Source organism: Streptomyces roseochromogenus subsp. oscitans DS 12.976 (assembly GCF_000497445.1).
Taxonomy (GTDB): domain Bacteria; phylum Actinomycetota; class Actinomycetes; order Streptomycetales; family Streptomycetaceae; genus Streptomyces; species Streptomyces oscitans.
Genome location: NZ_CM002285.1, coordinates 1,327,676 through 1,347,781 on the forward strand (window position 1 = coordinate 1,327,676; position 20,106 = coordinate 1,347,781).

A 20,106-nucleotide genomic window follows, 5' to 3' on the forward strand; every position below is an offset into this window, starting at 1 on the left:
GGCACGGGACGCGGACCGCCCGCACGGGATGGACCTGCCGGGGCTCTCCCGCTGGGCGCGGGAGCTGGCGGACCGGGTGGCGGACGGCTCCGGCCCGGTGGACGCACGCACCGAGGCGCCTCGGCTCGGCGGACGCGGGGCCTGAACCGACCACAACCTGCCGTCTGTAGAGGCGATGGACGCGGTGCCAGTGGCATGCGGCAGACTCGGGGTGTGCGAAAGATTCATGTCATCGGTATCGGCGCGGGCGACCCCGAGCAGCTGACCCTGCAGGCCGTCCGGGCGCTGCGGAGCACGGACGTGTTCTTCCTGCTCGACAAGGGCGAGGTGAAAAGCGATCTCACGCAGCTCCGCCGGGACATGGTGGACGCGCATCTGCCCGAGGGGTCGTACCGAGTGGTGGAGGCCCGTGATCCGGAGCGGGACCGCAAGGCGGGCGGGCCGGCGTACTCCCCGGCCGTGGAGGACTGGCGCAGCGCCCGCGCCGGGATCTACGAGCGGCTGATCGCCGAGGAGCTGGGCGAGGACGGCACCGGCGCCTTCCTGGTGTGGGGCGATCCCGCGTTGTACGACAGCACGCTCGGGATTCTGGAGGAGGTGCTGGCGCGCGGCACGGTGGCGTTCGAGTACGACGTCATACCTGGCGTCAGCAGCGTCTCCACGCTGGTCGCCCGGCATCGCACGGGCCTGAACCGGGTGGCCCGGCCGGTGCAGATCACCACCGGGCGGCGGCTGGCCGAGGGCTTCCCCGAGGGCGTGGACGACGTGGTCGTGATGCTGGACGCGCACCAGACGTTCCGGCAGTACGCGGGGGACGACATCGACATCTACTGGGGCGCGTACCTCGGCACCCCGGACGAGATCCTGGTCTCCGGCCCGATCGCCGAGGCCGGTCCGCGCATCGAGCGGGTGCGGGCCGAGGCCCGCGAGCGCAAGGGCTGGATCATGGACACGTATCTGCTGCGCAGAAATCCCGGGGATCAGTAGGGGGTGGCACTCGGGCGGCCCGCCGCCGCACCGCCGGCGCGGCGCACATGTCCTGGGTGGTCACCTCGTATCCGCTCGCGGAGACCGTCGCGACCGCGCTGGTCGGCAGGTTCGGCGACCGGTTTCGGCCGCGAGGTGGTCTTCCAGGCCTCGGCGATCGTGTTCATCACCGGCTCGTCCGGCGGTGCAGGGCACGGCCGAGCTGATCGGCACGGCGTGGGACACCTGGCTGATGAGCCGGGTGCAGCGGGACATCGGCCGGCCGGCGGGGCCCGACCTCGGCGCGGCCGTCGACTCGGTCGCCAAGCGCCTCCTGGTGGAGGACCTCAGCAACGGCCTGGGCCAGCGGGCCACTTCAGCGGAGCCGGGGCCGAGCGCCGCGTAGGAAACCGGGTGAGCCGGGTGCGGGGCGCGCCGTTCGTACTCAGGGTCGTACTCAGAGCCACGTCCGCTTCCCCCCGTCCGTCCTCACGCCGGGCTGAGGCCGAGTCGCTCCAGCACCCCCGCCACGTCAGGCACCGCCGTCACACCGGGCGGCAGTGGAGGGCGGCGTACGACGACGACGGGCAGCCCGAGTTCCCGCGCGGCGGTCAGTTTTGCGGCCGTGGCCTCACCGCCGCTGTCCTTGGTCACCAGCACCTCGATGCGGTGTGTGCGCAGCAGTTCCGTCTCGGCGGCGACGGTGAACGGGCCGCGCGCCAGGACCAGTTCGGTGTGCGGCGGCAGCGGCGGCTCGGGGGGCTCCACCGAGCGGACCACGAAGTGCAGGTCGGTCAGATGGGCGAAGGTGGCCAGGCCCAAGCGCCCGGTGCTGAGGAACACCCGGTGGCCGACAGCGGGCAGCGTCTCGGCGGCCTCGGCCAGGGACGGGACGTCGTGCCAGCGGTCGCCGGGACCCGGCCGCCAGCCGGGGCGGCGCAGTACCACCGCCGGCACTCCGGTGGCCGCCGCCGCGTGAGCGGCATGCGCCGTGATCGCCTCGGCGAAGGGGTGGGTGGCGTCGACCAGCGCGTCCACCTGGTGGGTGCGCAACCAGTCGGCCAGCCCCTCCGCGCCGCCGAAGCCGCCGATCCGCACCTCGCCCGCCACCGCTCCCGGCCGCGCGACCCGCCCGGCCAAGGACGTGGTGACCCGGATCCCGGGCCGGGCGGCCAGGCCGGTGGCGAGGCGGCGGGCCTCGGTGGTGCCGCCGAGGATCAGGACGTGCGCGGGCATAGGGGTGAGCCTACGAGGTCGTACGGGACGGTCCGGTGTCCGGGTCGCTACGGTCGATGTCATGGAGGTCTCGGAATCCGTGCGTGCCGTCCTGATCGACATCGACGGTGTCCTCACCGTCTCCTGGCAGCCCCTGCCGGGTGCCGTGGCGGCACTGCGCCGGATCCGCGCGGCCGGGCTCGGCGTGGTACTGGTGACCAACACGACGTCCCGGACCCGGGCGTCGATCGCCGAGACGCTGGGCGCCGCGGGTTTCGGCGTGGACGCCGAGGACGTCCTCACCGCGCCCTCCGCCACCGCCGCCCATCTGGCCGAGCACTTCCCGGGCGCCCGTTGCGCGCTGCTCAACAGCGGAGACATCGCGGCGGATCTCGGCGAGGTCACCCTGGTCGAGGACGATCCGGAGGTGGTCGTGTTCGGCGGCGCCGGGCCGGAGTTCGACTACGCGGCGCTCGACCGGGCGTTCGGCTGGCTCCAGCGGGGCGCGCGGTTGATCGCCATGCACCGCAATCTGTACTGGCGCACCGACGCCGGGCTGCGCCTGGACACGGGTGCGTTTCTGCTCGGGCTGGAGCGGGCGGCGCGGGTCGAGGCCGAGGTCACGGGCAAGCCGTCCCGAGCCTTCTTCGCAGCGGCGCTGGCCCGGCTGGGGGTGGGCCCGGAGCAGGCGCTGATGGTGGGCGACGACGTGGAGTCGGACGTGCTGGCGGCGCAACGGGCCGGGCTGACCGGGGTGCTGGTGCGGACGGGAAAGTTCCAGCAGGAGACGCTGGACGGGGCGAGCGGCACCCCCGATCACGTGCTGGACTCGTTCGCGGACCTCCCGGCGCTGCTGGGGCTGTCGTCACCCGCGGACTAGCGCAGCAGCAACTGCGCTCCGCCCACGATCGTCGCCGCGATCACGAGTTGTTCGAAGAGCCGCTGGTTGATCCTGTGCACAGCCCATTTGCCGAACAACGCTCCAGGCGCGACAAACACCGCGAGGGCCGCGTCCAGGAGCAGCGAGCGTCCGTCGATCAGGCCGAGGCCCGCGCTGAACGGCACCTTGGACAGGTTCACGATCAGGAAGAAGAAAGCGGAGGTGCCGAGGAAGCCCAGCTTCCGGAAGCCGGCGGAGAGCAGGTACATCGACATCACCGGGCCGCCCGCGTTGGCGACCATCGTGGTGAAACCGCCGAGCACGCCGTACGAGCGGGCCTTGGCGCGGCCAGCCCGGGTGGTGACCGAGTCCGGCGCGTCCTCGGTGTCGGCTCTGCGCCGCCGCCACACCGTGACTCCGGCCATCAGCAGCAGGATCGCGCCGATCGAGGTCCGTACGATCCCGTCGTCGGCCCACATCAGGAAGAGCGTGCCCACCACGACACCCGCCGCGACGGCCGGGAACAGCCGCCACAGGGTGGGCCAGTGGGCGTGCCGCCGGTAGGTGAGGACGGCGAGCACGTCGCCGGCGATCAGGACGGGCAGCAGCACGCCGGTGGAGGCGCGGGCCGGAAGGACGGCCGCGAAGATCGCGAGACTCACCGTGTTGGCCCCGCTCACCGCGGTCTTGGAGAAGCCGACGAGCAGGGCCGCGAAGGCGAGCGCGGCGAACTCCCAGCCGGATATGTGCCAGAGCGTCATCGTGTTCATGCGGGGACCGATGCTATGTCCTGACAACCCTCCGGCGTAAGGACCGTCTCGCCAGGTGACCCCTGCCGACGGCTATGCCGGATCCGCCCGCTTCTCCACGTACTTCGCCCGGAGTTCCCGCTTCAGCACCTTCATGCTGGGGCCCAGCGGCAGCGCGTCCGCGAACTCCACGCGCCGCGGGTACTTGTGCCGGCCCAGGTGTCCCTTGGACCACTCGGTGATCGCGGCGGCGTCGGGGGCTGTACCGGATGCCGGTACGACGACGGCGCAGACCTCCTCGCCGTGCAGCTCGTCGGGCAGGCCGATGACCGCGACCTGGGCGATCGAGGGGTGGCGCAGCAGGACCTCCTCGATCTCCCTCGGGTACACGTTGTAGCCGCCGCGGATGATGACGTCCTTCTTGCGGTCGACGATCCTGAGGAAACCGTCGTCGTCCTTGGTGCCGAGGTCGCCGGTGCGGAACCAGCCGTCGACGAGGGCCTCGGCGGTGGCCTCGGGCCGGCCGAGGTAGCCGGAGAAGACGTTGTGGCCGCGGATGACGACCTCGCCCAGCTCGCCGGGCGGCAGCAGCTCGATACGGCTCTCCGCCTCGGCGCGGGCGATCTCCACGTCGACACCCCACAGCGGGTGGCCGATGGTGCCGGGCTTCGTGCCGAACAGCGGCTGGTTGACGGTGGCGGTCGGCGAGGTCTCCGACAGCCCGTAGCCCTCGTAGACCTTCGCCCCGAACGCCTCCTCGAACCGTTCCAGTACGGCCACCGGAAGCGAAGCCCCTCCCGAGACGCACACGCGCAGGTCGGGCAGCGTGGCTGCCTGCGGCGCCGCGGCCGCGAGGGCGACGTACATGGTCGGCACGCCGTGGAAGGTGTTCACTCCCTCCTTCACCATCAGCTCGATGGCGCGGGCCGCGTCGAAGCGGGGCAGCAGCACGAGCGTGGCGCCCGCCCGCCAGGTGGAGTTGAGCGACACCGTCTGGCCGAAGGCGTGGAAGAGCGGCAGCGCGCCGAGAGCGATGTCGTCGGCGCGGATGTCGTTGGCGTCGAAGGCGTTGACTGTCGCGTTCATCACGATGTTGAAGTGGCTGAGGACCGCGCCCTTCGGCACGCCGGTGGTGCCGCTCGTGTAGAAGATCACCGCCGGGTCGTCGGCGCCACGGGTGACGTACGACGGCAGCGGCTCGGCGCCCGCGGCGAGCTCGGTGAACTCCTCGCCCAAGGTGACCACTTGGATCCCGAGGGCCTCGGCGGCTGCCCGCCCGGTCTCGGCCTGGGCGGGGTGCACGAGCAGCAGCGTCGCCCCGCTGTCCTTCAGCACATGCTCGACCTCACCGGCTGACAGCAGCAGATGCACGGGGACGACGACTCCGCCGGCCGCGGCGACGGCGAAGTACGCGACGGGGAACTCGGCGGTGTTGGGCGCCATGAGGGCGACCCGGTCGCCCGGCCGTACGCCGAGGCCGCTGAGCGCGCCCGCCCGGGCCAGGGCCCGCCGCCAGACCTCGCCGAAGGTCAGCCGCAGCTCGCCCTCGACCAGCGCGGTCTTGCCGGGACGGCGCCGGGCGTTCTCGGCGAGGATGGCGGCTACGGACAGGGTTGCCATGGACCAGTACTCCTTGCTGCGGCTCGTGTGTCGAATTCCCTCACGGGAAGCCCCCGTTCTCCCTCGCGGGAAGCCCCATCGGCGTTGTGTCAGTGCCTCTCCACCAGCACCGCGCTCCCCTGTCCCACCCCCACGCACATGGTCGCCAGACCCCGCTCGGCGCCCGTGCGCCGCATCCGGTGCAGCAGGGTCGTCAGGATGCGGGCGCCCGAGCAGCCGAGGGGATGGCCGAGGGCGATGGCGCCGCCGGTGGGGTTCACCAGGTCCGGGTCGATGCCGAGTGCGTCGACGCAGGCGAGTGCCTGCGCGGCGAACGCCTCGTTGAACTCGGCCTCCTGCAGGTCGGCGATGTCCCAGCCGGCCCGGGCCAGCGCCTTGCGGGTGGCGGGGACCGGTCCGATGCCCATGACGTCGGGGTGGACCCCGGCGGAGGCGCCCGCGACATAGCGGCCCAGGGACTCAAGGCCCAGCTCGTTCAGGGCTTCCTCGCTGACCAGCAGCAGTCCGGCCGCGCCGTCGTTCATCGGCGAGGCGTTGCCCGCAGTGACCGTACCGCCCCGCCGGAAGACCGGCTTCAACCGTGACAGCTTCTCCAGTGAGGTGTCCTCGCGGACACACTCGTCCTGCTCGACCGTGATGCCGTCCGGGCGCTCCACGGGGAGGAGTTCGTCGTCGAAGTGCCCGTTCTTGCGCGCGGCGGCGGCCAGTCGGTGGCTGCGCAGGGCGAACTCGTCCTGGCGCTCCCGGGAGATGCCGTACCGCCCGGCGACCTCCTCGGCGGTCTCGCCCATGGACAGCAGGCCGTGCAGCTCCGTCATCGCCGGGTTGACCAGGCGCCAGCCGAGACGGGTGTCGTAGGTCTCGATGCGCTGCGGCAGGGCCTCGTCGGGGCGGGGCAGCACGAAGGGGGCGCGGCTCATGGACTCGGAGCCGCCCGCGATCACGATGTCGGCTTCACCGGCGGCGACGGTGCGGGCGGCGGTGGTGACCGCTTCGAGGCCGGAGGCGCACAGCCGGTTGACGGTGGCGCCGGGCACGGAGTCGGGCAGGCCGGCGAGCAGGGCGGCCATACGGGCGACGTTGCGGTTGTCCTCGCCGGCCTGGTTGGCCGCGCCCCAGTAGACGTCGTCGATCCGGGCCGGGTCGAGGCCGGGCACCTCGGCCACCAGCTGGCGGATGACGCCGGCGGCCAGATCGTCGGGACGGACGGAGGACAGGGCTCCGCGCAGCTTGCCGATGGGGGTGCGGCGGGCGGCCGCGAAGTGGACGGGACGCACGGCTTCGACTCCTGACCTACGACTGATCCGCGACGCTTGATCCACGACGTTGTCGATCAGCGGACCACACGGGACACTTAATTAGCACTGCTAGTTTTGGACTATAGACCCCGGACCGGCCCACTGGGAAGATCCCCCCGGAGCCACGCCGAGTCAGCCGGAGGAGACATGCCCCACGTCCGCGAGCACACCCTCGACGGCACCCACGGCCCGATCGCCGTACGCGAGTGGCCGCACCCGGCACCGAGGTACCTCGCCCTGATGGTGCACGGGTACGGCGAGCACGCGGGCCGGTACGACGAGCTGGCCGCCGTCCTCACCGGGCACGGGGCGGCCGTGTACGGGCCGGACCATGTCGGGCACGGCAGGTCGGCCGGGGAGCGGGCGCTGATCGAGGACTTCGAGGACGTGGTCACCGACGTGCACGGCGTGGCGGAGCTGGCCCGGTCCGCACACCCCGGCCCGCCTCTGGTCCTGCTCGGTCACTCCATGGGCGGACTGATCTCGGCCCGCTACGCCCAGCGGTACGGCGAAGAGCTGAGCGCGCTGATCCTGTCCGGGCCGGTGATCGGAGCCTGGGAGCTGCCGGGGCGGCTGCTGGCCCTTCCGGAGATCCCGGACACGCCGGTCAGCCCGGCCGCGCTCTCCCGGGACCCGGCCGTCGGCGCCGCCTACGCCGCCGATCCGCTGGTGTGGCACGGGCCGATGAAGCGGCCGACGGTGGAGGCGTTCGCACGGACCCTGGAGACCGTCGCCCAGGGCGGTGACGTCGGATCGCTGCCGTTGCTGTGGCTGCACGGGGACGACGACCGGCTGGTGCCGCTGCCCGGCAGCCGGGTCGGCGTGGAGCGGCTGGCCGGCGGCCGGCTGACCGAGCGGATCTTCGCCGGGGCGCGGCACGAAGTGTTCCACGAGACGGACAAGAAGGAGGCCTTCGCGGAGGTGGTCCGCTTCCTGGACCGTACGCTGCTCCGCTGACCGGCACCGCCAACCGGCGTTCCCGGCGGCCGTGTTGAGGCCCGAAGCACGCGCCCTGCGCCACGCGGCATGATCGTGTCGGACTGCTGCCCGCACTACCCGGCGTGACGGCGCCGGGACCGGCCGGGCGGAGGAGCAGCACGTGACGGGGACCGAGCCGACCGCACCGCCCATCGACACCACCAGGCCGCATCCGGCCCGGGTGTACGACTGGTTCCTCGGCGGCAAGGACAACTACCCGGTCGACGAGGAGCTGGGCCGCCGGATCATGGCGGTCGGCCGGTTCGGCGACGGCCGCGAGATCGCCGACCGGCCGGTGATCGGCGACGGCATCGGCTCCGGGTCCGGTGTCGCGCAGTACACCCAGCGCGCAGTACACCCGCCGCGCGGCGCATCGACGCCGGCGCCTCGGTCGCCGCCCGCTCGATAGCGGCGAGGACGGGGGCCAGGTCCCCGGGCCGGTCGGCCGCCGTCAGGCGGGCCGCCTGCGTCTGCACCAGGATCCCGGTGACATGGTGGGCGACGACGTCGTCCAGGTCGGCGGCGATGGCCGGGCGCTCGGCGCGACGGGTCTCACCGACGGCGACCGCGCGCCGGTGGTCCAGCGAGCGCAGACAGCCCGCGAGCCCCGCGACGACACCGATCAGGAACAGCCCGACCGCGATGAGGCCGAACGTGTCGTCCGGCACGGGCCGGGCCATCCGCGAGCCGCCCAGCGCGGCCGGGCGGTGCCGTACGGCGACGAACCCCAGGCACAGCAGGGCGAGGACCTCGCCGGGCCCGAAGGGAGCGGACGGACCGGCGGGCGAGCAGCGTGGGTACGGCGGTGCGGAGCTCCGGGCCGAGCCACGACGGCCGCCGGGCGGCCGGCCACAGCACGGGCGCGAGGGCGACGGCCGGCACGATGGTCACCGGGCACACATCGCGTCCCCCGCTTCCGGTGGAGAGGACGTCGGGGAACCAGCTCCCGCCCCGACCGGTGAGTCACAGGCCGAGGACGCGGGAGATGGTCCGCAGTACGCCGTTCTCGTTGTTGGACGGGGCGAGATGACGGGCGCGGCGGACGACCTCGGGATGGGCGTTCGCCATGGCGAAGGACCATTCGGCGGCGTCGAGCATCTCCAGGTCGTTGAGGTAGTCGCCGAAGACCATCGTCTGCGCCGGAGTGATGCCGAGTGCCCGCTGCAGGCCGCGCAGGGCGGTGCCCTTGTTGGCGGTGCGGTTCATGACGTCCACCCAGTGCTCGCCGGAGACGACGACCTGGTGGGTGGCGGCGAAGGGTGCGAGGGCTGGGGCGGTGGAGTGCTCGGCGGGCCCGAAGTCGAACAGCGCGACCTTGATCACGTCGTCGTCGACGGCGGTGACGTCCTCGACGACCCGGTGCTCGACGTAGTACTTGCGCACCTCCGCCAGGAACGCCTCGTCGGTCCGCTCGACGTACGCCGACCGCTTGCCGCACACCACGGCGCCGGCGTCCACGCCGCCCGCGACCAGCCGTCGTACCGTACGGGCTATCCCGCCGGCCACGGACGGTTCGAGTATGTCGGAGCTCAGCTCCACGCCGTCGCGGACCACGTACGTGCCGTTCTCCGCGATGAACACCATGCCATCGGCGACGTCCGCGAACTGCCGGGCCAGCGTGGCGTACTGGCGGCCGCTCGCCGGGCTGAACAGCACCCCGCGCCGGCGCAGTTCGGCGAGCATCGGCCACAGCCCGTCGGGGATCCGCTTGCTGTCGTCCAGCAGGGTGCCGTCCATGTCGGTGACGATCAGCCGGATGTCGGCGGGGCCGGCGGGCAGGCCGGGGAGGTCCAGGAGGGGCGTGGGCGTGGCGGGCATGTCCTGCTTCCGGCCGGGGACGGCGTACCGGTCCAGTGTTCCTTATGCGCCGAGGCGTGCGGCGAGGTGTCCCGGAGCCGCCCCGAACCGCCCACGGTGCGCGTTTCCCGGGACAGCGCGATCAACGGGCGGCACAATGACGGCGGAGGACCGCAACCGGAGAAGGGCGGCGACGTGACCGAGGGCGACTCCCCGGCGGCCGGACCGGCGAAACTGAACACCTCCGTGGCGCACAACGCCCGGGTGTGGAACTACTGGATCGGCGGCAAGGACAACTACGAGGTCGACCAGCGGGTCGGCGAACACGTCGCGGGGATGTTCCCGGTGATCCGGGCGGTGGCCCGAGCGGACCGGGAGTTCCTGGCCCGGGCGGTGCGGTTCCTGGCCGCCGAGCGCGGGATACGGCAGTTCCTGGACATCGGCACCGGCCTGCCGACCGTGGAGAACACCCACGAGATCGCGCAGCGGATCGCCCCCGAGTCCCGGATCGTCTACGTCGACAACGACCCGATCGTGCTGGTGCACGCCCGCTCGCTGCTCACCAGCTCCCCGGAGGGTGTCACGGACTACGTCGACGCCGATGTGCACGACCCGGACACGATCCTGGAGAGCGCCGCCGAGACGCTGGACCTGACCCGGCCGGTGGCGCTGATGATGCTGGGCATCCTGAACTTCGTCCTGGACACCGCCGAGGCCGGGGACATCGTGCGGCGGCTGATGGCGGCGCTGCCCTCGGGCAGCCATCTCGTCCTCACCCACCCGACCTACGACGCCGACGTGGGCGGCGAGGGCAATGTGGCCGCGATGGAGTTCTGGAACGCCAACGCCACCCCGCCGATCACCGCCCGCAGCCGCACGGAGATCGCCGGCTTCCTCGACGGTCTGGAGCTGATCGAGCCGGGTCTGGTGCCCTGCTCGCAGTGGCGCGCCGGATCGGCGGCCGCCGTGGTGCCGCAGTACGGCGCGGTGGCCGTGAAACCCTGACGTGCCGGCACCGCGCGGACCCGCCGAGGAGGAGTGAAGCCGAGGAGGACGTATGGCCACCCTTGCCGACCCCGTGCCCGGCGGGCGTCCGGAGGATCTGCGCCGGGTCGCCGGGCTCACGGCCGACCTGGCCGCGCGGGGCGTGCGCGGGATCGTGCTCGCCTATGTGGACACCGCGGGTGTCTGCCGGGTGAAGACGATCCCGACGGCCCGGCTGGAGGCAGCCGTGTCATGGGGCGTCGGCATGTCCCCGGTGTTCGACACCTTCCTGGCCGGCGACTCGATCGTCACCACCGACGTCCTCGGCTCCCCCGACGGTGACCTGCGGCTCTATCCGGATCTGGCTCAGCTGGTGACGCTGGCCGGGCAGCCCGGCTGGGCGTGGGCGCCGGTGGACCGGATCACCCAGGAGGGCGCCCGGCACCCCGGCTGTGCCAGAACCTTTCTGCGCCGGACCGTCACCGAGGCGGCGCAGCGCCACGGCCTCGCTTTCAAGGCAGCGATCGAGGTCGAGTGGGCGGTCGGGCTCGGCTCGGCGCCGGCCGGGGAGTTCGTACCGGCGGTGTCCGGACCGGCGTACGGCGCGACCCGGCAGGTCGAGCTGAGCGACTACGCCGCCGATCTGCTGGCCGCGTTCGCCGCGCAGGATGTGCCCGTCGACCAGCTGCATCCCGAGTACGCGGCCGGGCAGTTCGAGGTCTCGGCGGGCGCGGTGGACCCGGTGGCGGCGGCCGACCGCAGTGTGCTGGTCCGGCAGACGATCCGCGCGGTCGCGCAGCGGCACGGCCTGCGGGTGTCGTTCGCGCCCGCGGTGTTCGCCGAAGGCGTGGGCAACGGCGGCCATCTGCACCTGTCCTGCTGGCGTGGCGATACGAATCTGCACGCGGGCGGTGAGCGCCGGTACGGCATGACGCCCGAGGCGGAGTCCTTCGCGGCCGGGATCCTGGCCCGGCTGCCCGCGCTGACGGCGGTGACCGCGCCGAGCCCCGCCAGCTATCTGCGGCTCAAACCCTCGCAGTGGGCGGGGGTGTTCACCGGCTGGGGCCGGGAGACCCGCGAGGCCGGACTGCGGCTGGTCACGGGCACAGCGGGCCGCCAAGCGCAGGACGCCAACCTGGAGGTGAAACCGGTCGACCTGGCCGCCAACCCCTATCTCGCCCTCGGCTGTGTCATCGCCGCCGGCCTCGACGGCCTCGCCTCCTCCCGCGCCCTCCCGGAGGAGATCACCGGCGACCCGGCCCGGTACGGCGAGGACGAGGCGGCGACCCGCGGCGTACGGCGGCTGCCGCGGTCGCTGCCGCAGTCCGTCGAGGAGTTCCGGGCGGACGAGGTGCTGCGGGCCGCGCTGGGCCCGGTTCTCGCGGACGCGGTGACCGCCGTACGGCTCGGCGAGGCGGCGGCCGTCGAGGGGCTGGACGACGCGCAGGTGGCGGCGGCCTACCGCTGGGTGTACTGACCATGGCCACGCCGGGACCGGTCCACGAGGCTCTCGCCGAGCTGGAGTTGGTGGACCACCACTGCCACGGCGCGGTGACGGCCGACCTCGCGCCCGATGAGTTCGCCTCGCTGCTCACCGAGGGCGAGGCCTGGCCCGGCGTGTCGCCCTTCGACAGCCCGGTCGGCGTGGCCGTACGCCGCCACTGCGCGCCCCTGCTGGACCTCCCCCGGCACGCGCCCCCGGCCGACTACGTGGCGCGCCGCTCGGCGCTGGGCTGGCAGGACGTCAACCGCCGCTTCCTGACCGCCGCCGGAGCCGCGGCGTTCTTCGTCGACACCGGCTACACCGCGCATCCGCTCACCTCCCCCGCCGAACTGGCGGCGGCTTCCGGGGCGGTGGCCTGTGAGGTCGTACGCCTGGAGCAGGTGGCCGAGGCGGTGGCCGCGCGGGGCGTCGAGCCGGACGCGTACGCGGCGGCGTTCCGGACGGCCGCCGAGGAGGCCGTACGCCGGCCGGGTGTGGTGGCGGTGAAGTCGGTGGCCGCCTATCGCACCGGCTTCGCCCTGGACCCGACACGCCCGGCGGACGCGGAGGTGACCGAGGCCGCCCGGCAGTGGCTCGCTGCCGGCGGCCGCCTGGCCGACCCGGTCCTGATACGGCACCTGCTGTGGACCGCCGTGGGCCTCGGCTTGCCCCTGCAGCTGCACACCGGTTTCGGGGACGCCGACCTGCGGCTGCACCTCGCCGACCCGGCCCTGCTGACCGACTGGCTGCGGCTGACCTCCGGCACGGTCCCGGTCCTCCTGCTGCACTGCTGGCCGTACCACCGCCAGGCCGCGCAGCTGGCCGCGGTGTTCGAGCAGGTGTACCTGGACGTGGGCCTCGCCCTGCACCACACAGGCCCGGCCCGCTGCCGGGCCGTGCTGGAGGAGGCGCTGGAGGTCACCCCGTTCCGCAAGATGCTGTACAGCTCCGACGCCTACGGAGTGGCCGAATTCCATCACCTCGGTGCCCTGTGCTTCCGGCAGGGGCTCGCCGATCTGCTCCAAGACCGCGTCGACGCCGATGAGTTGAGCCTGCGCGACGCCCTGCGGATCGCGGCCTGGACCGGCCGCGACAACGCCCGACGCCTGTACGGACCCCTCGTATCCGCCCCGGCCCGCGATCCCGGCGGGCGCCCCACCCGGAAAGTATGATCAAGCAATGTCTGACATGACCGAGACGACGCCCGGCTGGCTGTCCACGGACGAGCTGGAATCAGCCAGGGCCCGGATGCCGATCCTGTACGTCGAGGCTGTCCCCGTGCGCGTGGACGACAGCGGGGAAGTCACCAGCATCGGACTGCTGCTGCGGATCGGCCCGGACGGGACGGTCAGCCGGACCCTGGTCTCCGGCCGCGTCCTGCACCACGAACGGGTCCGCGACGCCCTGCTGCGCCACCTGGAGAAGGACCTGGGCCCGGTGGCGCTCCCCCGCATCCCCACCTCGCTGCAGCCCTTCACCGTCGCGGAGTACTTCCCGACGGCGGGCATCACGCCGTACCACGACCCGCGCCAGCACGCGGTCTCCCTCGCCTACGTCGTCCCGGTCACCGGCGACTGCCGCCCCCGCCAGGACGCGCTCGACCTCGTCTGGTTCAGCCCCCAGGAGGCCGCCTCCCCGGCCGTCCAGAGCGAGATGCCGGGCGGCCACGGTGTACTGCTGAAGCAGGCGCTGGCACACGTGGGTCTGGGGTACTGACGCCGGTGGTGGCCTGACCGGCCTGTCTATCAGCCCGGTCAGGCCGCCGACCAGGGTTTTCACCGAGGTGTTCAGGTTGCGTTCAGGCTCGCGGCGCGCCGTGGCAACAGCTGCACCAGAAGCCCCAAAACAACGGCAAAGAGGTCTGGGGAAACAGCAGTTGCGCGTGCGAGGGTGCGGATCATGAGCACAGAGCACGTCCTGGACGACCGGCCCCGCGCGAGCGCCCGCGCGCGCATACGCGAGAGCGCGAACAAGGTGCCGGAGGTGACCGTCTACTTCTGGATCATCAAAGTCCTCACCACCGGTATGGGCGAGACCGCCTCCGACTTCCTGGCCCATGTGCTGGGCAACGTCCCCGCGGTCGGCCTCGGCGGTCTCGCCTTCGCCGCGTCGCTGGTGCTCCAGTTCGCCGTCCGCCGGTACGTGGCCTGGATCTACTGGACGGCGATCGTCATGGTCAGCGTGTTCGGCACCATGGCAGCAGACGTGCTGCACGTGGGCCTCGACGTCCCGTACACCCTGTCCACCCCCCTGTTCCTCATCACCCTCGCGGCCGTCTTCGCCCTCTGGTACGCGAGCGAGCGCACCCTGTCCATCCACTCCATCCGCACCCGGCGCCGCGAGTTCTTCTACTGGGCGGCCGTCCTCGCCACGTTCGCCCTGGGCACCGCCGCGGGCGACCTCACCGCGTCCATCGGCCTCGGCTACCTGGGCTCGGCCGTCCTGTTCGCCGTCGCGATCTGCGTCCCCGCCCTCGCCCACCGCATGCGTCTGCTGGGCGCGGTGACCGCGTTCTGGACGGCCTATGTCATCACCCGCCCGCTCGGCGCGTCCCTCGCCGACTGGATGGCCGTGAGCAAGCGCGACGGCCTGGGCTGGGGCCTGGGTCCGGTGACACTGTCCTGGACGGTGGCGATCGTCGGGTTCGTGGCGTTCCTGGCGCTGTCGCGACGGGACACCGAGTCCGCCGGCTGACTCCGGTCGTTTCGGCCCCGGTAGGATCCTTCCGGAAGGGCGGAACCGACAGCAGAGACGGCACTCTTGATACAATGACCGTTTTGCGAGCAGCGAGCAGCGAGCAGCGAGCAGCGAGCAGCGAGCAGCGAGCAGCGAGCAGCGAGCAGCGAGCAGCGCGCGGTGCTCGTGGCCGTGCGGTCGGCCGGTGCGCTGCACCGGATTCTCGATGTGCTGCCCGTCTTCGAGGGGGACGAGCGGATCGGCGTCCGCTTCACCCTGGTGCCCGGCTCGGACTTCGACGTGGACGCCCTGGCGGCCCTGGAGCGTTCCGGGGCCCGCACGGTCGCCTGGGACGAGGCCTGTGACGCCAAGCACGACCTGATTCTCGGCGCGAGTCCCAAGGGGCCGTTGCGGGTCCTCTCCGGCCGCCGGGTTCTGCTGCCGCACGGCGCGGGCTTCAACAAGACGATCCCCGGCGAGGGTTCGCCACGTCTGCCCTCCGGGCTCGATCCCCACTATCTGCTCGCGGACGGCGAGCCCTGGGCCGATCTGCACGCCCTGGCCCACGACGCCCAACTCGCCGGCCTCTCCCGGCACTGCCCCGCGGCCGCCGCCCGAGCGGCCGTGGTGGGGGACCCCACCCTGGACCGGCTCCTCGCTTCCGCCGGCCATCGGGAGCAGTACCGGCGGGCCCTCGGCACCGGCGGGCGCCGGCTGATCGTCCTGACCGCCACCTGGGGGCCGGAGTCCCTCCTCGCCCGCCGACCCGGGCTGCCCGCCGAGCTGATAAGTCAACTCCCTTACGACACTTATCAGTTCGCCCTGGTCCTCCACCCGAACGAGTTCAGCCGGGTCGGCTCCTGCGATCTGTCCCGGCAGCTGGCGCCCGCCCTGTCCGCCGGTCTGGTCCTGGCCGGCCCGTACGAGGAGTGGGCCGCCGTGCTGGTCGCGGCGGACGCCGTCGTCACCGACCACGGATCCACCGCCCTGTACGCCGCCGCCCTGGGCCGCCCCGTCATCGGCGCCTACGACGGAGGGACTGAGCTGATCCCGGACAGCGCGATGGCCCGGCTACTGGACCGGGTACCCGCGCTGTCCGCGCCCGCCGGGCTGGAGCACGCCCTGACAGCCGCCGCGTCCGTGGACACGGCCGCGCTCGCCGACGCCGCGTTCGCCCGGCAGGGCGAGTCACTGGGCAGGTTGCGCGACGCGCTGTACCGGCTCCTCGGCCTCGCGCCCCGCGCCGTCCCGGTCGCCGCGTCCCCGCTCCGCCGCCCCACGAGCACTCCTCGCCGGCCCGCCGCCTTCGCCGTGCGGGCCGAGGTGTCGGGGCACCGGATCCGCGTCGAGCGACTCGCCCCGGGCACCACCGAGGCCGTACACCACCTGGCGGCCGAGCATCCCGAGGCCGGGCCGCGTCAGACGCAGAGTGCCGCCGTGCTGTGGCGCCGGGCCTCGGGCGGCGGCGCCGTCATGCCGCCCAGCAGCACATGGACCGCCGGGGGCTGGACCGCCCGGGTCCTGGACGACGCTCCTGGCTGCCGTACCGCCGCCGCGATCCTCGGCGCGGAGCGCTGCCTCGTCCGGCACCGCACCGCCGGGACGTTCACGGTCCGCGTCGAACCGGTCCGTTCCGGTGGGAAAGTCCTGCGTGCCGATCCAGCCGCCGTCGTCTCGGCCGTCCATGCCTGGCTGGGCGCCGGCGAACAGCCGGTGGCGCCGGTGTCCCTGCTGTGCGACGTCGGCCCGATGGCGATCCGGGTGCGGCTGGAGGACGCGGCACCGGCCGACCTCGACTACGAGCTGTGAGGGCCGTCCGGCAGCGCACCGGCCTCCGACGCCAGCTGCCGCGCCGCCGTGCGGTACCGCTCGGCCTCGGCGGCATCGCCCCGTTCCTCGACGAGCAGCGCCAGTTCCTTCAGGATCCGTGCCTCGTCGGTGCCGGAGCCGCGCTCGCGGGCACTGCGCAGGGCCGCGCGGACGTGTTCCTCCGCCTGTGCCGTACGGCCGGTACGGCGCAGGGCGCGGCCCAGGGCGAAGCCCGTGCGCGCGGTCAGGCGTTCCCGCTGCTGCTCCCGGGCCGCCCGGTGCGCCTCGGTCAGCAGCCGGACGGCGCGCTCGGCGTCGCCCATGCTCAGCACGGTACGGCCGAGCAGGTAGGTCTGGAGCAGCACGCCGTAAGGATTGGGGATCTCCGCGTGGGCGGCGCGTGACGTCTCGAAGTCGGCCGCCGCGCCCGCCAGGTCGCCCCGCGCCGACTTCAGCAGCCCCCGGAACTCCACCGTCGACGCCTTCAGCTTGCGTTCGCCGTCGGAGTCCCCCAGGGATACGGCGGCGTGCAGCGCCTGCCGTAGCAGTTCGTCGGCCTCGTCGTACCTCTCCTGTTCCCAGAGCGGCCTGGCCAGTTGGCAGCGCATACGGATCATCGCCGGCAGGTGTTCCCTGCGGTCGGCCGCCGCGACACCGGTGCGGAAGGCGTCGGTGATGTCCGCGTAGTGGGGGTGGTCGAGGAAGTGCGTCCACAGCGGTTCGCACAGCGCCCAGGCGTCCGAGTCGAGGCCGTCCTCATGGGCCAGGCGGACAGCGCCGTAGAGCGCGAGCCGCTCGGACCGGAGCCAGCCGAGCGCGTCCGCCTCGCCCGCGAACGCGATGTCGTCGGCTGCCGGACCGGTACCGCCGGGCAGGCCGGCGAAGGTCATCCGGGGCCCGGCGGCCAGCAGGTCCGCACGGGCCGCCTGCCGTCGGTACCAGCCGATCAGCCGGCGCCGTGCCGCGGCGCGCTGTGCCCCCTCCGGGTCGGCCTCCCGCGCCCGGCGCTCTGCGTGGCCGCGCAGGAGGGCATGCATCCGGTATCCCTCGGGGCGTTCCTCCAGCAGTCCCGCCGACTCCAGTTCCTCCAGCGCGTCCGCCGCCCGCTGCGGCCCGTCGCCGAGCAGTACGGCAGCGGCCGGTGCCGTGACGACGGGAGCCGGATGCTGGGGCAGCAGACAGTACAAGCGCGCGGCCTGTACGCCGAGCCCGCCGTACGCCGCGTCCCACACCGCCTCCACCATGGGAATGCCCTTCTCGTGCAGCTCCGTGGTCAGATCGGCGACCAGTCGGGACAAGCCGCGCCTGCGGTAGCGGCGGACCCAGTGGCCGGCCACCTGGAGCGCGGCGGGAAGTCCGCCGCAGCCCTGGGCGAGTTCGGCCACGGTCTCCGGCTCGGCCCGGAACCGCGGATCGTCGACGATCTTCCCGAGCAGCCGCACCGCGTCGTCCGCCGACAGCGGATCGACGGCCACCTCGACGGCCGAGGTGACGTCGAGGTCGTACAGCACGCCATGGCTCGTGACGATCACGAGGCTGTGCGGCGAGGACGGCAGCAGCGGTACGACCTCGCTGCCGTACCGGGCGTTGTCGACGACCACGATGAGCCGTTTGTCCCGGGTGCGGTTCCAGTACTGCTTCGAGCGGCCCGCGAACGACCGCTGCCACCACTCGGCGGAGACGTCCAGACCGCTCAGCAGCTCACCCAGCGCGTCCGCCACCTCCACCGAGCCGTCGCGGCGCAGATCGTCCAGGTCGACGTAGAGCACGCCGTCCGGGTAGCGGTCGGTGAGCCGGCGCGCCATGTGGAAGCCCAGCGCGGTCTTGCCGACCCCGCCGACTCCGGTCAACGCCACGACCAGCGGCCCGGCTTGGCCGGTATGTCCCTCGACGGCCCCGGTGATGCGCTCCTGTTCCTTCACGCGGTTCTCGAACGTCACCAGCTCGGGCGGCAGTTGGAAGGGGGCTGGGTGCGCCCCGGGCGCCGTACCGTGCCAGTACTGGTGCAGCTCGCCGATGCGTCCGGCCTGGACCACCGCGTCGGCCTGCCCGTCCATCGTGTTGCGCGTCTCCTCGCCCATGCGCCAACCCTACGGTTGTGCAGCCCTCCTGACGGAGCGCCAGGCGGCTGCCGGGCCAGCGGCGACGGTGACTGAAGTCGACACATTCCCTCAGGCACACGGGCGGGGCACTTGGCGCCGTATCGTGTGCAGCACACACCGAGCAGGGAGTACCTCGATGGACCCGATCACCGCGGCGGCGCTCACCTCGTTGGCCGGCAGCCTCGGCGGCGAAGCCGGGCGGAACGCCTGGCAGGGACTGGCCGCGCTGGTGCGCCGCCCCTTCCGCCGTGCGGCGGGCGAGGAGTCCGGCGAGACCGGCGGGATCAGCTCGGGCGAGCTGGAGCTGGCCGCGCTGCGGGACGACCCGGACAACACCGCGCACGCCCAGGCCCTGGCCACCGCGCTCGGCGTGCGCGCGGCCCTCGACGCCGAGTTCGGGACGCTGCTGGAGCAGTGGTGGCGGGGCGCCGCGCAGGCCACCGCGGCCGGAAACGTGAACAACACCGTCAACGGGACGCAGAACGGTCCGGTGATTCAGGGCCGGGACTTCTCCCACATGACGTTCCATTTCGGCCAGAAGTGAGATCTGGGCCGAACATACGGAAGAGGCCGTATCAGACTCTTCTGACACGGCCCCTGACCTGCGTCCACGCAAGTCGGGACGACAGGATTTGAACCTGCGACCCCTTGACCCCCAGTCAAGTGCGCTACCAAGCTGCGCCACGTCCCGGTGCCGTTTGACCTGGGGTTTCCCCGGTCGAAACGCGCAAGGAAACAATACCGCACTCCGCTCGGTGGTCGCGCCTCACTTTCCCGGTTGACCTCGAGCTTGGTTGAGGTTGCACGATCGACGACATGACGATCACAGCGCACGACAGCCGGACATACGGCTACGACGACCTGCCCGGGCTGATGAGTCTCATGACCGGCGACGAGAAGCACGGACCGGCGGCCACCTCCACCCTGGACGTGTTGTGGGTGCTCTACGACCGGGTGCTGCGGGTCGCTCCGGAGGGGCGGGCGGATCCGGCCCGGGACCGGTTCCTGCTGAGCAAGGGGCACGGGCCGATGGCGTACTACGCGGTGCTGGCCGCGAAGGGGTTCGTGCCGGCCGGCTGGCTGCCCGGGTTCGGGGCGTACGACTCCCCGCTCGGGCATCACCCGGACCGGGTGCTGGTGCCGGGGGCCGAGATCGGCAGCGGGTCGCTGGGGCACGGGCTGCCGATCGCGGTGGGCAGCGCGCTCGGGCTGCGCGCGCAGGGGCTGCACGACCCGGCGGTCTGGGTGCTGATCGGGGACGCCGAGCTGGACGAGGGCAGCAACCACGAGGCGATCGCCTTCGCCGGGCCCGCCGGTCTGGAGCGGCTGCACACGATCGTGGTCGACAACTCCTCCGCCAGCCATGCGCGGCCCGGCGGGATCGCCGCCCGGTTCGAGGCGGCGGGGTGGTCGGCGGTGACCGTCGACGGGCGCGATCACGAGGCCCTGTACGCCGCGTTCACCGCACCGCATCCCGGGCGGCCGCACGTGGTCGTGGCCCGGGTCGAGCCGAAGAACGCCTGACTCTCCCCTCACACTCTGGAAAGGG

Annotated in this window: 20 protein-coding genes, 1 tRNA gene and 1 pseudogene; 13 read left to right on the forward strand and 9 right to left on the reverse strand. The window is 72.8% G+C overall.

Annotated features, from left to right (window positions below; translation table 11 throughout):
• The first annotated feature begins 213 nt into the window (after positions 1–213).
• Positions 214–987, forward strand: a complete 774-nt coding sequence (gene cobF / locus M878_RS55985) for a precorrin-6A synthase (deacetylating) (RefSeq protein WP_023545250.1) — start codon at positions 214–216, stop codon at positions 985–987.
• On the opposite strand, the gene M878_RS98815 is transcribed toward cobF, so the two are convergent.
• Positions 981–1,154 carry a hypothetical protein gene (locus M878_RS98815; protein ID WP_023545251.1) on the reverse strand — a complete coding sequence of 58 codons (174 nt, stop codon included), beginning with the start codon at positions 1,152–1,154 and terminating at the stop codon, positions 981–983. The genes cobF and M878_RS98815 overlap by 7 nt on opposite strands.
• Before the next feature lie 17 nt (positions 1,155–1,171).
• Between M878_RS98815 and M878_RS55990 the strand changes: the two genes are divergently transcribed.
• Entirely contained in the window at positions 1,172–1,372 is a 201-nt protein-coding gene (locus M878_RS55990; protein ID WP_023545252.1) for a hypothetical protein, read from the forward strand.
• Positions 1,373–1,455: 83 nt separating this feature from the next.
• Here the strand turns inward: M878_RS55990 and M878_RS55995 are convergent, their stop codons facing one another.
• Positions 1,456–2,202 carry a cobalt-precorrin-6A reductase gene (locus M878_RS55995; protein WP_023545253.1) on the reverse strand — a complete coding sequence of 249 codons (747 nt, stop codon included), beginning with the start codon at positions 2,200–2,202 and terminating at the stop codon, positions 1,456–1,458.
• A 61-nt stretch (positions 2,203–2,263) separates the two neighbouring features.
• Between M878_RS55995 and M878_RS56000 the strand changes: the two genes are divergently transcribed.
• Entirely contained in the window at positions 2,264–3,061 is a 798-nt protein-coding gene (locus M878_RS56000) for an HAD-IIA family hydrolase (RefSeq protein ID WP_023545254.1), read from the forward strand.
• Here M878_RS56000 and M878_RS56005 read toward each other — a convergent pair.
• From M878_RS56005 to M878_RS56015, 3 genes are all read right to left on the reverse strand, one after another.
• Entirely contained in the window at positions 3,058–3,831 is a 774-nt protein-coding gene (locus M878_RS56005) for a sulfite exporter TauE/SafE family protein (RefSeq protein ID WP_023545255.1), read from the reverse strand. The two genes, M878_RS56000 and M878_RS56005, sit on opposite strands and share 4 nt — an antisense overlap.
• 72 nt (positions 3,832–3,903) lie before the next feature.
• A complete protein-coding gene (locus M878_RS56010; RefSeq protein ID WP_023545256.1) occupies positions 3,904–5,430 on the reverse strand; it encodes a long-chain-fatty-acid--CoA ligase in 1,527 nt (508 codons plus the stop codon).
• 89 nt (positions 5,431–5,519) lie between these two features.
• Complete coding sequence (locus tag M878_RS56015; protein ID WP_023545257.1) at positions 5,520–6,707, reverse strand: thiolase family protein; 1,188 nt, start codon at positions 6,705–6,707, stop codon at positions 5,520–5,522.
• Between the two features lie 168 nt (positions 6,708–6,875).
• On the opposite strand from M878_RS56015, the gene M878_RS56020 reads away from it, so the two are divergent.
• Complete coding sequence (locus tag M878_RS56020; protein WP_023545258.1) at positions 6,876–7,685, forward strand: alpha/beta hydrolase; 810 nt, start codon at positions 6,876–6,878, stop codon at positions 7,683–7,685.
• Positions 7,686–7,827: 142 nt separating this feature from the next.
• Positions 7,828–7,962 (forward strand): annotated as a pseudogene (locus M878_RS93735) (SAM-dependent methyltransferase); the annotation flags it as partial.
• On the opposite strand, the gene M878_RS93740 reads toward M878_RS93735, so the two are convergent.
• Positions 7,952–8,386 carry a histidine kinase dimerization/phosphoacceptor domain-containing protein gene (locus M878_RS93740; RefSeq protein WP_167345794.1) on the reverse strand — a complete coding sequence of 145 codons (435 nt, stop codon included), beginning with the start codon at positions 8,384–8,386 and terminating at the stop codon, positions 7,952–7,954. The pseudogene M878_RS93735 and the gene M878_RS93740 overlap by 11 nt on opposite strands.
• A gap of 283 nt (positions 8,387–8,669) precedes the next feature.
• Positions 8,670–9,524: a Cof-type HAD-IIB family hydrolase gene (locus tag M878_RS56030; protein ID WP_023545260.1), complete on the reverse strand. Its 855-nt coding sequence runs from the start codon at positions 9,522–9,524 to the stop codon at positions 8,670–8,672.
• A gap of 174 nt (positions 9,525–9,698) precedes the next feature.
• On the opposite strand from M878_RS56030, the gene M878_RS56035 reads away from it, so the two are divergent.
• From M878_RS56035 to M878_RS56060, 6 genes are all read left to right on the forward strand, one after another.
• On the forward strand, positions 9,699–10,508 hold the full coding sequence (locus tag M878_RS56035; RefSeq protein WP_031224261.1) for an SAM-dependent methyltransferase: 810 nt from the start codon (positions 9,699–9,701) through the stop codon (positions 10,506–10,508).
• A 52-nt stretch (positions 10,509–10,560) separates the two neighbouring features.
• Positions 10,561–11,964 carry a type I glutamate--ammonia ligase gene (locus M878_RS56040; protein ID WP_023545262.1) on the forward strand — a complete coding sequence of 468 codons (1,404 nt, stop codon included), beginning with the start codon at positions 10,561–10,563 and terminating at the stop codon, positions 11,962–11,964.
• Positions 11,965–11,966: 2 nt separating this feature from the next.
• A complete protein-coding gene (locus M878_RS56045) occupies positions 11,967–13,142 on the forward strand; it encodes an amidohydrolase family protein (protein WP_023545263.1) in 1,176 nt (391 codons plus the stop codon).
• A gap of 16 nt (positions 13,143–13,158) precedes the next feature.
• On the forward strand, positions 13,159–13,686 hold the full coding sequence (locus M878_RS56050) for an NUDIX hydrolase family protein (RefSeq protein ID WP_023545264.1): 528 nt from the start codon (positions 13,159–13,161) through the stop codon (positions 13,684–13,686).
• Between the two features lie 183 nt (positions 13,687–13,869).
• Positions 13,870–14,664 carry a COG4705 family protein gene (locus M878_RS56055; protein WP_031224263.1) on the forward strand — a complete coding sequence of 265 codons (795 nt, stop codon included), beginning with the start codon at positions 13,870–13,872 and terminating at the stop codon, positions 14,662–14,664.
• Between the two features lie 162 nt (positions 14,665–14,826).
• On the forward strand, positions 14,827–16,455 hold the full coding sequence (locus M878_RS56060; protein WP_023545266.1) for a hypothetical protein: 1,629 nt from the start codon (positions 14,827–14,829) through the stop codon (positions 16,453–16,455).
• Here the strand turns inward: M878_RS56060 and M878_RS56065 are convergent.
• A complete protein-coding gene (locus M878_RS56065) occupies positions 16,443–18,536 on the reverse strand; it encodes a tetratricopeptide repeat protein (RefSeq protein ID WP_023545267.1) in 2,094 nt (697 codons plus the stop codon). The genes M878_RS56060 and M878_RS56065 overlap by 13 nt on opposite strands.
• Positions 18,537–18,693: 157 nt before the next feature.
• Between M878_RS56065 and M878_RS56070 the strand changes: the two genes are divergently transcribed.
• Positions 18,694–19,101 (forward strand): hypothetical protein, encoded by a 408-nt coding sequence (locus M878_RS56070; RefSeq protein WP_023545268.1) that lies wholly within the window; start codon positions 18,694–18,696, stop codon positions 19,099–19,101.
• Positions 19,102–19,174: 73 nt separating this feature from the next.
• Here the strand turns inward: M878_RS56070 and M878_RS56075 are convergent.
• Positions 19,175–19,248: transfer RNA gene (locus M878_RS56075), tRNA-Pro, on the reverse strand.
• Positions 19,249–19,373: 125 nt separating this feature from the next.
• Between M878_RS56075 and M878_RS56080 the strand changes: the two genes are divergently transcribed.
• On the forward strand, positions 19,374–20,081 hold the full coding sequence (locus tag M878_RS56080) for a transketolase (RefSeq protein WP_023545269.1): 708 nt from the start codon (positions 19,374–19,376) through the stop codon (positions 20,079–20,081).
• Positions 20,082–20,106 lie beyond the last annotated feature (25 nt).

Bases quoted from the DNA above. Each gene is read 5' to 3' on its own strand.
- M878_RS56055 (WP_031224263.1), top strand. From the start codon at position 13,870: ATGAGCACAGAGCACGTCCTGGACGACCGGCCCCGCGCGAGCGCCCGC.
- M878_RS56030 (WP_023545260.1), bottom strand. From the start codon at position 9,524: ATGCCCGCCACGCCCACGCCCCTCCTGGACCTCCCCGGCCTGCCCGCC.
- M878_RS56005 (WP_023545255.1), bottom strand. From the start codon at position 3,831: ATGAACACGATGACGCTCTGGCACATATCCGGCTGGGAGTTCGCCGCG.
- M878_RS56010 (WP_023545256.1), bottom strand. From the start codon at position 5,430: ATGGCAACCCTGTCCGTAGCCGCCATCCTCGCCGAGAACGCCCGGCGC.
- M878_RS56065 (WP_023545267.1), bottom strand. From the start codon at position 18,536: ATGGGCGAGGAGACGCGCAACACGATGGACGGGCAGGCCGACGCGGTG.
- M878_RS56080 (WP_023545269.1), top strand. From the start codon at position 19,374: ATGACGATCACAGCGCACGACAGCCGGACATACGGCTACGACGACCTG.
- M878_RS56070 (WP_023545268.1), top strand. From the start codon at position 18,694: ATGGACCCGATCACCGCGGCGGCGCTCACCTCGTTGGCCGGCAGCCTC.
- M878_RS56040 (WP_023545262.1), top strand. From the start codon at position 10,561: ATGGCCACCCTTGCCGACCCCGTGCCCGGCGGGCGTCCGGAGGATCTG.
- M878_RS56045 (WP_023545263.1), top strand. From the start codon at position 11,967: ATGGCCACGCCGGGACCGGTCCACGAGGCTCTCGCCGAGCTGGAGTTG.
- M878_RS56020 (WP_023545258.1), top strand. From the start codon at position 6,876: ATGCCCCACGTCCGCGAGCACACCCTCGACGGCACCCACGGCCCGATC.
- M878_RS56000 (WP_023545254.1), top strand. From the start codon at position 2,264: ATGGAGGTCTCGGAATCCGTGCGTGCCGTCCTGATCGACATCGACGGT.
- M878_RS98815 (WP_023545251.1), bottom strand. From the start codon at position 1,154: ATGAACACGATCGCCGAGGCCTGGAAGACCACCTCGCGGCCGAAACCG.
- M878_RS56050 (WP_023545264.1), top strand. From the start codon at position 13,159: ATGACCGAGACGACGCCCGGCTGGCTGTCCACGGACGAGCTGGAATCA.
- M878_RS55995 (WP_023545253.1), bottom strand. From the start codon at position 2,202: ATGCCCGCGCACGTCCTGATCCTCGGCGGCACCACCGAGGCCCGCCGC.
- M878_RS93740 (WP_167345794.1), bottom strand. From the start codon at position 8,386: ATGGCCCGGCCCGTGCCGGACGACACGTTCGGCCTCATCGCGGTCGGG.